The following is an 11,749-nucleotide window of genomic DNA, read 5'->3' as shown; positions in this document are numbered from 1 at the left end:
CGGGTGCGCTGCGGGGCCTATCGGGCGCTGAGCAGCACCTTCCCCACCAGGCCCCGCCCCTCGATCGCCCTGTGCGCGTCGGCGGCGCGCTCCAGCGGGAACACCGCGCCGATCACGGACCGCAGCCGTCCGGCCGCCGCCTCTTCGAGGACCCGGTCGAGGAGCGCGGTGCGGCGCTCGGGCGTCAGCTGTACGTCGCCGATGCCGAGCAGGGTGATGCCGCGCCGCCGGGCCTCGTCCGGGTCGACGGCGGCGAAGCCGGTGCCGGCGGGGGCGCCGTGCGCGGAGAAGCGCCCGCCGTCTGCGGTCAACGGGAAGGCGGCGAAGCCGAGTTGGCCGCCGACGCCGTCCAGGACGAGATCGGCGCCGCCCTCGCCCAGCGCGGCGCGGGCGCCTTCCGGCCAGCCGGAGTCGGCCGCGTCGACGACCTGGTCGGCCCCCAACTCCCGTACCAGCGCGGTCTTTTCGGGCCCACGGGCCACGCCCACCACCCGGGCGCCGAGCGCGCGGGCGAGCTGGACGAGCAGGGTGCCCATGCCGCCGGAGGCGCCGGTGATCAGCACGGTCTCGCCCGGCCTCAGCGCGGTGTTGTCGAGGAGGGCGAGGGCGGTCACCCCGTCGTGGACGAGGGAGGCCGCCTCGCGCAGGCCGACGCCGTCCGGGACGGGGGAGAGGTGGGCGGCGGGGACCGCCATGAGCTCGGCGTAGCTGTCGGCCTGACCGGCCGCGGCCACCCGGAGCCCCACCCAGGCCGGGTCCACGCCGGGGCCGGCGGCGGTGACGGTGCCGGAGGCGCCGCCGGCGGGAACGTAAGGGGGCTTGACGTCGAAGAACTCACCGAAGGCCCCGGCGCGGATCTGGGTCTGCACGAAGAGGGTGTCGATGTGGTCGACGGCCACGAGCACCTCGCCCGCCCCGGCGACCGGATCCGGCGCCTCTGCGGGAACCAGCACCTCGGGCCCGCCGAACTCCCTGACCTGTGCGACACGCATGACGATCACTGCTCCCGCCCGTTGTCCGCGCCGGTGCGCGGTTCGTACGGCGAGTCTTCAACCTCAACAGGGCTTGAGGTCAAGGGTGTTCTGGCGGGCGGTGTTAACGGTGCTGGGATTCCCTTAAAGTGGGGCCCGTCTTCGTTGTCTTCGTTGGACCAGGAACGGGAGTCGCGATGGAGGGCGTGGAGCCGGGGACGGTGCGGCCGGGCGGGCGGACGGCGCGAGTGCGGGCGGCCGTACTCCAGGCGGCCGGGGACGCGCTGGCGGAGCACGGCTTCGACGGACTCGACCTGGCCGATGTCGCGCGCCGGGCGGAGGTCGGCAAGACCACGGTCTACCGGCGCTGGTCCACGACGACGGGTCTGGTCGCCGATCTGTTGGACGACATGGCCGAGCAGTCCTCACCCCGTGCGGACACGGGCTCGCTGGACGGCGACCTGCTGGCGAACGCGCGCCTGGTCGTCAGGACGCTGACCGACCCGCGGCAGGGCGCCCTGTTCAAGGCGGTGATCGCGGCGGCCACCTGCGATCCCCGCGCGGCCCGCGCCCTGCACCGCTTCTACGCGACCCGCATCGAGGAGTGGGCGCCCTGCGTGACGCGGGCCGCCGAACGCGGCGAGGTCCCGCCCGGCACGGACCCGGCGGAAGTGATCCGAGCGGTCTCGGCGCCGCTGTACTACCGCTTCCTGGTGAGCGGTGACGAGCTGGACGAGGGCGCGGCGGACCGCGCGGCGGGGGCGGCGGGGGCGGCGGGGAGGGCGGGGGCGTACGGGAGTTGAGGGCCCGCGCCGGATCCGAGCCGGGTTCAGGTGCGGGCTCTGAGGGCGGCCGGGGGCCGGGCCCGGTGTCAGTGCCGGGGTCTAGGCTCGACGCCCATGACCACGCCGACGCCTATGACCACGCACACGCCAACACCCATGACCGCGCAAGAGGCAGCCGCCGGGGGCGAGTTGCACGCACCCCACCTGCACGCGACACGCACCTTCTACGACACCATCGCGACGGAGTACGCGGAGCGCTTCCGCACCGTGCTCGATGACAGGCCGCTGGACCGGGCGATCCTGGGCGCATTCGCGGAGCTCGTCCTCGCGGCGGGTGGCGGACCGGTCGCCGATCTGGGCAGCGGCCCGGGCCGGGTGACGGCGCATCTGCACGGCCTCGGCCTCGCGGTGTCCGGGATCGACCTGTCGCCCCGGATGGTGGAGATGGCCCGCGCGGACCACGCCGGGGTGCGTTTCGAGGTGGGCTCGCTGACGGACGTGGACGCGGCGGACGGGACGCTGGCGGGTGTGGTGGCCTGGTACTCGATCATCCACACCCCGAGGGAGCGGCTGCCGGAGGTGATGGCGGAGTTCCACCGCGTACTGGCCCCCGGAGGCCACCTGCTGCTCGGCTTCCAGGTGGGCGAGGAACCACTGCGCGTGGCGAACCCGTTCGGCACGGACGTGTCCCTGGACTTCAACCGCCTGTGTCCGGACCATATCGCGACCCTCCTGAAGGAGGCGGGCTTCACGGTGACGACGCGGGCGCGCCGGGAGCCGGAGGCCGCGGAGGCGGTGCCGCAGGCCTACCTCTTCGCGCGCAAGGAGCGCGAAGCGGCGTAACTGGCTGATCATCCCCGGCGTTGGTCCACGGGGGCTGCCGACCGGCCCCCGTGGATCAGGCCCTCTGTCCGCGGGCCGGGATGAAACGGATGAGGCCACATGCACGCAATCATCAGGAAACTCGCCTCGGGAACCGGGGTGGCGGCCGCGGCGCTGGGCTGTGTGATCGTGGCGGGGCCCCCGGCGGCGGCGGACGGCAAGTGGTGCAACAACTCGGTCTGCATCGAGACGTACGACAGCGGCGACTACCTGGGCCGGGTGGAGGTGTCGGTGGTCAACACGGACCGGCCGCGCCGTGTCAGCGCCCGGGTGTGGACGACGAACGGCTGGAGCGCCCGTACGAAGGCGGAGGACGTGGCCAAGTTCCGGACCTACCGCGACCAGGCCTACCCGCAGCGCCACTTCCCCGGAGGCACCCGCCTGTGCGCGGAGGGCTTCCGCGACGGGGAGAGCGCGGGGCTGGCCTGCGTGACGATCACGAACTGACCGCGCCGTTCCGGCCGCTCACGCTCACTCGGTCGCGAGCGGCCGGTACCGCACGTTCACAGTGGCCCCGGGGTCGTCGCCGTTGACCAGCGAGAGTCGTACGGGGGAGCCGTCGGGGTCGTCGAACAGCCGGATGCCGTCGCCGAGGAGTACGGGCGCGATGTGCAGATCGATCTCGTCGATCAGCCCGATGCGGAGGAGCTGCCGGCCGATGGTGGGGGAGAAGACCTCCAGGTTCTTGCCCGCGGCGGCCAGGAGCCCGATCCGGACGGCCTCGGCCGCATCGCAGCTCAGGAACGTCACGCCGTGGGCGGGTTTCGCGTCCTCGGGATGGTGCGTGAGCACGAACAACGGCCCCTGCCAGGCGCCGCCGTAGATGCCGCCGGGATCGGGGCGGGCGTCCCAGCCGTCGCGACCTCCCAGGACCGCGCCAGTGGTCGCGGCGTACTCCTCGACGAGCCCGGGCCGGAACGATGCCCCCGCCATCCAGTCCATGGAATGCCCCGGCCCCGCGACGAACCCGTCGAGCGACATCGTGAAGTGCCAGAGCACCTTGCCTTCGGCGACCTGGGGCTCCATGCCGCCCAGCGGAACACCTTGCGGAACACCCTGCGGGGTCTTTGCGGTGGACATGATCGGTCCCCCTCTGTCCGGGCTGCTCTGTCCATGCTGCGGGCGGTTGCCGTAAGGCGTAGACCCTGCTTGGGCTCGGGACTCATCGGTGACGACTTCCGCCGAGGCGAGCCGGGCCGCGCCGGCCGCAGGGCGCGCCCGACGTGGCGCAGCACACTATTGCAAGCGTCTGCTTGCAATAGTTAGCAGGGCGGTGCACCATCGGGGTATGGCATCGCTCAACGTCGGCAATCTCGGGGAGTACCTGCGCGAGCAGCGGCGCAATGCGCAGCTCTCGCTGCGGCAGCTCGCTGATGCCGCCGGGGTGTCCAATCCGTATCTGAGTCAGATCGAGCGCGGGCTGCGCAAGCCGAGCGCGGACATTCTGCAGCAGCTCGCGAAGGCGCTGCGGATCTCCGCCGAGACGCTGTACGTGCAGGCCGGAATTCTCGACGAGCGGTCTCCCGAGGCCGCCGGGACGCGGAGCGTCATTCTCGCCGACCCCTCGCTCAGCGAGCGTCAGAAGCAGGTTCTGCTCCAGATCTACGAGTCCTTCCGCAAGGAGAACGGGCTCGACGCCGACACGGACACCGACAGCGCCGCCGACCACCCTCAAGACCCCCAAAACCCTCAAGCGAGCAACTGAGCACTGATCCGGGAGGACAGTCATGGCCATCACCGATGACCTGCGCAAGACCCTCACCGACCCCACCCCCCTCTACTTCCTCGCCGGCACGGCGGACATCGCAGGGCAGCAGGCCAAGAAGGTTCCGGCGCTGATCGAGAAGATCCAGGCCGAGGCCCCCGAGCGCATCGAGGCCGTCCGCCGCACCGATCCCAAGGCCGTTCAGGAGAAGGCCGCCGCCCGTGTCAAGGAGGTCCAGGCCGCGGTCACCACCCGCGCCAATGACTTCCTCGGCGCCCTCGACGGCGACCTCAAGAAGCTCGGTGAGAACGCCCAGGACCTCGCGCTGCGTGGCGTCGGCGTCCTCGCCGAGTACGCCGTCAAGGCCCGCGAGGGCTACGACTCGGTCGCCGAGCACGGCCAGGACGTCGTCAAGCAGTGGCGCGGCGAGGCCGCCGACGAGATCGTCGAGATCGCCACGGCCGTCGAGCCCAAGAGCGAGTACAAGGCGGAGGACAAGGCGGAGGTTCCGGCTCAGGGCGAGGCCGACGCCGCCGACAAGTCCGCCGCCAAGAAGGCCGCCCCGCGCAGGACCACGGCCAAGAAGACCGCCGCCAAGTCCGCCGAGTAGTCGGCTTACGCGGTTCGCGGGGCGGGCACCTTCGAGGGGCCCGCCCCGTTGTACTAGTACCTTGGCCGCGAGGCGCTCTCCAGGCTCATCAGGACGCAGTACTCATCAGGACTCATTAGGCGGTGCACGGCATGTTGCTCACGGGATTCAGCCTTCTCACATCGCTGCTCTATCTCGCGATGCTCGTCATCGCCGTGGTGGCGCTTGGCTTCGCCGTCGTGGCCCGGGAGGACGCGTACCGCGCGGCGGACAAGCAGACCAAGCCGTTCTGGCTGATCATCCTCGGCATCACGGTCGTGGTGAACCTGGTCGTGCCGGTGTTGTTCCTGCAGCTCGCGGGGCTCGTCGCCTCGATCGTGTTCATGGTGGACGTGCGGCCCGCGATCCGGCAGGTCTCCGGCGGTGGCCGGGGCGGGCGGCGCGGCGGCGGCTCCAGCAGCGACGGTCCGTACGGGCCCTACAACGGCGGCCGGTAGCCCCGAAGGACCCACCCGGCGTCAGCCCTCCGCGCGCTTGCGTTCCAGGAGGACCACCGCCACGTCGTCCGTCAGCTCGCCCCCGTTGAGCTCGCGGGCCCGGGTCACCGCCGCTTCGAGCAGTGCCTCGCCGCGCAGCCCGGAGGCCAGCTGGCTGTTGATCATCTCCAGCATTCCGTCCTGACCGAGCCGCTGGCTGCCCTCGCCGGTACGGCCCTCGATGAGGCCGTCGGTGTACATCAACAGGCCCCATTCCCGGCCGAGTTCGACCTGCCGGCGCGGCCAGCGGGCGCGCGGCAGTAGGCCGAGCGCCGGGCCGCCGTTCTCGTACGGGAGCAGCTGGGCCCGGCCGCCGAGCGCGATCAGCGGAGAGGGGTGGCCGGCCAGGCAGAGGCCTGCGCTGCGGCCGTCCGGCGCGATGTCGACGGTGCACAGCGTCGCGAAGATCTCCTCGCTGTCGCGCTCGTGCTCCAGGACCTCTTGAAGGGTCGAGAGTAGCTCGTCGCCGCACAGGCCCGCCAGCGTCAACGCCCGCCAGGCGATGCGGAGTTCGACCCCGAGGGCCGCCTCGTCGGGGCCGTGGCCGCAGACGTCGCCGATCATCGCGTGGACGGTTCCGTCCGGCGTGCGCACCGTGTCGTAGAAGTCGCCGCCGAGCAGCGCCCGGGAGCGGCCGGGGCGGTAGCGGGCCGCGAAGCGCAGGTCGGAGCCGTCGAGCAGCGGGGTCGGGAGCAGCCCGCGCTCCAGGCGGGCGTTCTCCTGGGCGTGCAGCCGCGACTTGGCCAGCTTGTACTGGGCGGTGTCGGCGCGCTTGCGCTCCACCGCGTACCGGATGGCGCGGCTGAGCAGCCTGCCGTCCAGCTCGTCGCGGAACAGGTAGTCCTGCGCGCCGACCCGGACCGCTTCCGCCGCCCGCTCCGCGTGCGTGGACGGGGTCAGGGCCAGTACGGCGTGGCGCGGGGCCAGGCGGAGCAGATGGCGCAGGGCCGCGAGCTCGTCGTCCGGGTCGCGGCCCGGCAGCGCCAGGTCCAGGAGTATGCAGTGGACGTCGTCGGTGAGCAGCCGCTCGGCCTCGGTGAGGTTGCGGGCGGTACGGATCCGGACCCGGGTGCCCGCCGCGTCGAGGAGCTCGTGCACGGTGAAGGTGCCCGCCGGGTCGTCCTCGATGACCAGCAGGTTGAGCGGGCCGTCGGCGGCGCTGCCCGTCTGGGGCTCCGGGGCGGCTCGCTGGTGCGGTACGGGTACGTGCTGGGATGCGGGCATCGTCGGTTCCGGAATCCTTCCCTCCCCCCGAGGGCGCGGGGGTGCGCCGGTCGGCGCCCCACCAGCCGGGACCCTAGCGTCATCCACGGGCGCGGCGGAATGGCGTTCGGCGGTTGATCGCCGAGGGGGCGGTTGGCATATGCCGCATGCCTTATTTGTCCGGGCCTCAGGAAGTTGCGGACTGCCCGTACCGCCGGTAAGCGATTGCCCGCCCGGACGCCCCGGAACTGCCCGGCCGGACGTGGCGGGGTGTCCGGCCGGAGGCGATCGACCCGCCGCGAGCGGTCCGTACTCCCGTCCGCCCCCGCCCGTCCGCGCCCTGCTTGTCCCGCTACGCGGCCCGCTACTTGTCGGGGCGTACGACACCCAGGATCGGCATGGAGCCCGCCCCCGTGATCGTCACGGTCCGGCCGGGCCGGGGGGAGTGCACGATCGCGCCGTCGCCGATGTACATCCCGACATGGGTGGCGTCGGCGAAGTAGATGATGAGGTCGCCGGGGCGCATGTCCTTGATCGCGACGTGCGGCAGCTGGGCCCACTGCTCCTGCGAGGTGCGCGGTATGGGGCGCCCGGCCGAGATCCAGGCCTGCGAGGTCAGACCCGAGCAGTCGAAGGTGTCGGGCCCTGCGGCGCCCCAGACGTACCGCTTGCCGATCTGGTCGGTGGCGAACTTCACGGCCTTCTTGCCCTGCTCGCTCGCGCTGCCGTTGATCTCCTTCAGTATGCCCGTGCTCAGCCAGGCCGTCTGGGAGTCGAACTCCTTCTTCCGCTCCAGCTCGGCCAGGCGCTGCTTCTCCTGCTCCTTGAGCTGGTCCTGGAGCTTCTCGGCAGCCGCGATCTTCTCGGTGATGTCCTTCTTCGCGGCTTCCTTCTTGACCCGGTTGGCCTCCAGGTTCTTCCACTGCGCGGTGGCGTCCTTGCTGTATGCCGCCAAGTCGGCCTGCGTGCGGTTCAGTTCGCCGAGCACGCCCTGGGCGGCCTGCTGGCCCTGGCGCAGCGCGTCGGCGCCGTCGAGGAACGTCTCCGGGTCGCCGCTCAGCATCAGCTGGGCGCCGGGCGGAAGGCCGCCGTTGCGGTACTGCATCCGCGCGGTGGCGCCCGCCTGGTCCTTCAGGCGCTTGATCTTGTCCTGGCCCTTCACGATCTCCTGGGCCAGCTGCACGATCTGCGCGGACTGCTGCTTGGTCTGCTCCTCGGCGAGGTTGTACGCGTCGGTGGCCACGGCCGCCTGCCGGTACAGGTCGTCGATCTGCTTGCCCACTTCTTCGAGCGTCCTGGGCTGGGCCGGCGCCGTGGTCGACGGCGTCGGCGCCGGGTCGGCGAACGCCGTGCCCGGCGCCGCCAACGCGGTCAAGGCGCACACCAAGGCGATCGCGGCCGCCAAACGGCGCTGCTTCGGCACTATGAACTCCCCCTCCAGCCGGCCCCGGCCCCACACCGGAACACCGGATACTCCATATGTGATTTACCGTCAGTAACATCACACTGCCCGCGATGCTGCCACGGCCTCCGCCAAAACGACAGAGGCACAAGGGCACCGAACGGGGCACATCCCCCTGCGCGTTCTTCCGCGCGTTCCCCCTCGTGTGACGAACGCCGAGCTCCACGCGTTCCACCGGCCACGGGAGTTCACTCGTACGACGACGCGAACAACGCCGCGAATTGGTCCGGGCGTCACCCGAGCCGGATCAGGGGGCGTCCCAGTCGGATCAGCCGACGCCAGGGCTCAACTGGGCGCCAGTGCCGACCAGTTGACCGTCACCTCACCCTGCCGCCAGCGCCGTACCCCGTCCACGACCGGCCAGTCGGCCGACAGATCCCGTACGGACTTGATCCACCGCTGCCGCGCGCCCAGCGAGGCGTACGGGGCGGCCGCCGCCCACGCCCGGTCGAAGTCACGCAGGAAGGCGTGCACCGGCTCGCCCGGCACATTGCGGTGGATCAGTGCCTTCGGCAGCCGCTCGGCCAGGTCGGAGGGGCGCTCCAGGGAGCCGAGCCGGGTCGCGAAGGTCACCGTGCGCGGGCCGGAACGATCGAGCGCGACCCACACATGGCGGCGGCCGATCTCGTCGCAGGTGCCCTCGACGAGCAGCCCGCCCGGCGCGAGCCGCGCGCACAGCCGGGCCCAGACGGCGGCCACCTCGCCCTCGTCGTACTGGCGCAGCACGTTCGCCGCCCGGATCAGCATCGGCGGCTCGGCCAGCGGCACCTCGAAGCCGCCGTGCCGGAAGGTGAGGCCCTCGCGCTCGTACGGCTTGGCTGCGGCGACCCGGGCCGGCTCGATCTCGATGCCGACCACCGAGACGGCGGGGGCCGCGGTGCGCAGCCGCTGGAGCAGCTCCACCGCGGTCCAGGGGGCGGCTCCGTACCCGAGGTCGACGGCGACCGGCGCGGACGCGCGGCGCAGCGCGGCCCCGTGCGCGTCGGCGATCCAGCGGTCCATGCGACGCAGCCGGTTCGGGTTGGTGGTGCCGCGGGTGACGGTGCCGACGGGGCGCTTCGCGGACGGGGGTGGAGCCATAGGACGAGGGTAGGCGGCGGTCCGACCCGGAAGGTTCGGTGGTTCGGCTGGGACGGTTCGGCGGGTTCGGGCGGGACGGCTCGGCGGTTCGGCTGGGACGGTTCGGCGGGTTCAGGCGGGTTCAGGCGGGTTCAGGCGGGGCGGTTCGGCGGTTCCGGCCGGACGTTTCCGCAGGTCGCCGCGGTGTTTCGCAAACCCTGGCTGACGGTTCCCGGCCTGCGCCGGGCTCCGCCCCGACGAGTCCGGCAACATTTTGGCAAAGTGGAAATGAAAGCGCGGATTCCGGTGTTCGGGGCTTTGGAGGGGCGTGCCCGCATGCCCGCTCCGAGTCCGAAGGCAGTGCCCCGAGCCGAGGAGGGCCTCGACGTGAGCCAGTACGTGTCCCGGTTCGCCGGCACCCTGGCGGGGCCGCCCCGGCTCCGGCTGCCCGGCGGCCACCGCAAGCCGCGCCGGGTCGCCGTGCTCAGCGTCCACACCTCCCCGCTGCACCAGCCGGGGACGGGCGACGCGGGCGGCATGAACGTGTACATCGTCGAGCTCGCCAAGCGCCTCGCCGCGATCAACATCGAGGTCGAGATCTTCACCCGGGCCACCACGGGCGGCCTCGCGCCGACCGTCGAGATGGCGCCCGGGGTGCTGGTGCGGCACGTCGACGCGGGACCGTACGAGGGCCTCGCCAAGGAAGAGCTGCCGGCCCAGCTCTGTGCCTTCACGCACGGGGTGATGCAGGCCTGGGCGCACCACCGGCCCGGCTACTACGACCTGGTCCACTCCCATTACTGGCTCTCCGGGCACGTCGGCTGGCTCGCCGCCGAACGCTGGGGGGTGCCCCTCGTCCACGCCATGCACACCATGGCCAAGGTCAAGAACGCGGCGCTCGCCGAGGGCGACACCCCCGAGCCCGCCGCACGCGTCATCGGCGAGACCCAGATCGTGAACGCGGCGGACCGCCTGATCGCCAACACCGCCGAGGAGGCCGACGAACTCGTCCGCTTCTACGACGCCGACCCCGGCAAGGTCGCCGTCGTCCACCCCGGTGTGAACCTCGACCGGTTCCGCCCGGCGGACGGCAGGACCGCGGCGCGGGACCGGCTCGGGCTTCCCCGGGACGCGTTCATCCCGCTCTTCGCGGGCCGCATCCAGCCGCTGAAGGCGCCGGACATCCTGCTGCGCGCGACGGCCGAACTCCTGGAGCGCGACCCCTCCCTGCGCTCGCGGATGATCGTGCCGATCGTGGGCGGTCCTTCCGGGAGCGGCCTGGCCAAGCCGGAGGGCCTGCAGAAGCTGGCGGCCAAGCTCGGCATCAGCGACGTCGTACGGTTCAGACCGCCGGTCGGCCAGGACCGGCTCGCGGACTGGTTCCGGGCGGCGTCCGTCCTGGTCATGCCCTCGTACAGCGAATCGTTCGGCCTGGTCGCCATAGAGGCGCAGGCGGCCGGCACGCCGGTGGTCGCGGCATCGGTCGGCGGGCTCCCGGTGGCGGTGCGGGACGGCTCGACGGGATTCCTGGTGCAGGGCCACGACCCCGAGGACTACGCGACCGCCCTGCGCCGCTTCGTCCAGGACCCCACGCTGGTGCGGCGGATGGGCGAGGCGGCCGCCCGGCACGCGCAGTCCTTCGGCTGGGGAACGGCGGCTTCGGCGACGGCGGACGTGTACACGGCGGCGATGGCTGAACACCGGCGTCGGGTTCGGTCGCATCACGGGTGAGGCCCGGCTCGACAGGAGCTGTGCGGGGGCTCGCGTCCATGCGGGGTTCGCACGCGACCCGGGGTGCGTCCGGGGCCTTCGCGTAGGCTCGCGGCATGGCTGACGTGCGGCAGGTCATCGAAACGGCCCTCAAGGACGCGGAGCTCTCGTGGGAGTCCCCGGAGCCCGGTACGTATGTCGTGACCCTGCCGGGCACGCGCAAGCTCTCCACCACCTGCTCGCTGCGGGTCGGCCGCCACGCCCTCTCCGTGAACGCGTTCGTCGTGCGGCACCCCGACGAGAACGAGCCGGCCGTCCATCGCTGGCTCCTCGAACGCAACCTCCGCCTGTACGGGGTGAGTTACGCGGTCGACCGGCTCGGGGACGTGTACCTGGCGGGCAAGGTCCCGCTGGCCTCCGTCACGCCGGAGGAACTCGACCGGCTGCTCGGGGTCGTCCTGGAGGAGGCGGACGGGTCCTTCAACACCCTGCTGGAGCTGGGGTTCGCGTCGGCGATCCGGCGGGAGTACGCGTGGCGGGTGTCGCGGGGGGAGTCCACGCGGAACCTCGACGCGTTTACGCATCTGACGGGTGGGGCGGGTTGAGCCTCCGGGTGCGGCGAGGCTGAACGCGGGGGTCTGCCCACCCGCCCGCCCGTTGCTCAGCGCGGAATGGCTGAGCCCTGGGGCTGCGCCCCACACCCCGCTTCGGGGCTCCGCCCCGGACCCCCGGGGAGTTTGCCCACCCGCCCGCCCGTGCAGGGGGTGGAGAGGGGTGAGCTCCGGGGCTGCGCCCCAGACCCCCGCGGGGGACTTCGTCCCCCTGCACCCCCTGAGAGGCTCCGCCC

The 11,749-nt window shown here is 72.3% G+C and carries 13 protein-coding genes; 8 read left to right on the top strand and 5 right to left on the bottom strand.

What is annotated here, in order from left to right; genetic code table 11:
* Positions 1-17 precede the first annotated feature (17 nt).
* Positions 18-992, bottom strand: coding sequence for a zinc-binding dehydrogenase (locus tag ADK54_RS30570; protein ID WP_063802084.1), 975 nt, complete (start codon positions 990-992; stop codon positions 18-20).
* 176 nt (positions 993-1,168) lie between these two features.
* Here ADK54_RS30570 and ADK54_RS30565 point away from each other — a divergent pair, with 176 nt between their 5' ends.
* The 3 genes from ADK54_RS30565 (at position 1,169) to ADK54_RS30555 (ending at position 3,085) form a co-directional block, all read left to right on the top strand.
* A complete protein-coding gene (locus tag ADK54_RS30565) occupies positions 1,169-1,774 on the top strand; it encodes a TetR/AcrR family transcriptional regulator (protein WP_053728995.1) in 606 nt (201 codons plus the stop codon).
* A gap of 138 nt (positions 1,775-1,912) precedes the next feature.
* On the top strand, positions 1,913-2,599 hold the full coding sequence (locus ADK54_RS30560; protein WP_053728994.1) for a class I SAM-dependent DNA methyltransferase: 687 nt from the start codon (positions 1,913-1,915) through the stop codon (positions 2,597-2,599).
* A gap of 99 nt (positions 2,600-2,698) precedes the next feature.
* A complete protein-coding gene (locus ADK54_RS30555) occupies positions 2,699-3,085 on the top strand; it encodes a hypothetical protein (RefSeq protein WP_053728993.1) in 387 nt (128 codons plus the stop codon).
* A gap of 24 nt (positions 3,086-3,109) precedes the next feature.
* Here ADK54_RS30555 and ADK54_RS30550 read toward each other — a convergent pair whose 3' ends face one another.
* Complete coding sequence (locus tag ADK54_RS30550; protein ID WP_234392266.1) at positions 3,110-3,718, bottom strand: dihydrofolate reductase family protein; 609 nt, start codon at positions 3,716-3,718, stop codon at positions 3,110-3,112.
* A 208-nt stretch (positions 3,719-3,926) separates the two neighbouring features.
* Here ADK54_RS30550 and ADK54_RS30545 point away from each other — a divergent pair, with 208 nt between their 5' ends.
* The 3 genes from ADK54_RS30545 to ADK54_RS30535 all read left to right on the top strand — a co-directional run bounded on the left by ADK54_RS30545 (position 3,927) and on the right by ADK54_RS30535 (position 5,429).
* Positions 3,927-4,343, top strand: a complete 417-nt coding sequence (locus tag ADK54_RS30545) for a helix-turn-helix domain-containing protein (protein WP_053728991.1) — start codon at positions 3,927-3,929, stop codon at positions 4,341-4,343.
* A 22-nt stretch (positions 4,344-4,365) separates the two neighbouring features.
* Entirely contained in the window at positions 4,366-4,953 is a 588-nt protein-coding gene (locus ADK54_RS30540) for a hypothetical protein (protein ID WP_053728990.1), read from the top strand.
* A 131-nt stretch (positions 4,954-5,084) separates the two neighbouring features.
* A complete protein-coding gene (locus tag ADK54_RS30535; RefSeq protein ID WP_053729032.1) occupies positions 5,085-5,429 on the top strand; it encodes a DUF2516 family protein in 345 nt (114 codons plus the stop codon).
* A gap of 21 nt (positions 5,430-5,450) precedes the next feature.
* On the opposite strand, the gene ADK54_RS30530 is transcribed toward ADK54_RS30535, so the two are convergent.
* The 3 genes from ADK54_RS30530 to ADK54_RS30520 all read right to left on the bottom strand — a co-directional run bounded on the left by ADK54_RS30530 (position 5,451) and on the right by ADK54_RS30520 (position 9,213).
* On the bottom strand, positions 5,451-6,692 hold the full coding sequence (locus tag ADK54_RS30530; RefSeq protein ID WP_053728989.1) for a PP2C family protein-serine/threonine phosphatase: 1,242 nt from the start codon (positions 6,690-6,692) through the stop codon (positions 5,451-5,453).
* A gap of 343 nt (positions 6,693-7,035) precedes the next feature.
* Complete coding sequence (locus tag ADK54_RS30525) at positions 7,036-8,094, bottom strand: C40 family peptidase (protein ID WP_053729031.1); 1,059 nt, start codon at positions 8,092-8,094, stop codon at positions 7,036-7,038.
* A 324-nt stretch (positions 8,095-8,418) separates the two neighbouring features.
* Complete coding sequence (locus ADK54_RS30520) at positions 8,419-9,213, bottom strand: class I SAM-dependent methyltransferase (RefSeq protein WP_053728988.1); 795 nt, start codon at positions 9,211-9,213, stop codon at positions 8,419-8,421.
* 366 nt (positions 9,214-9,579) lie between these two features.
* Here ADK54_RS30520 and mshA point away from each other — a divergent pair, with 366 nt between their 5' ends.
* Complete coding sequence (gene mshA, locus ADK54_RS30515) at positions 9,580-10,923, top strand: D-inositol-3-phosphate glycosyltransferase (protein ID WP_053728987.1); 1,344 nt, start codon at positions 9,580-9,582, stop codon at positions 10,921-10,923.
* Between the two features lie 95 nt (positions 10,924-11,018).
* Complete coding sequence (locus ADK54_RS30510) at positions 11,019-11,507, top strand: YbjN domain-containing protein (RefSeq protein WP_053728986.1); 489 nt, start codon at positions 11,019-11,021, stop codon at positions 11,505-11,507.
* Positions 11,508-11,749: the final 242 nt, after the last annotated feature.

The sequence above is a fragment of the Streptomyces sp. WM6378 genome, assembly GCF_001279695.1.
GTDB lineage: Bacteria > Actinomycetota > Actinomycetes > Streptomycetales > Streptomycetaceae > Streptomyces.
The sequence above is the reverse complement of the archived record's forward strand: the minus strand, read 5'-3'. Positions and strand labels throughout refer to the sequence as shown.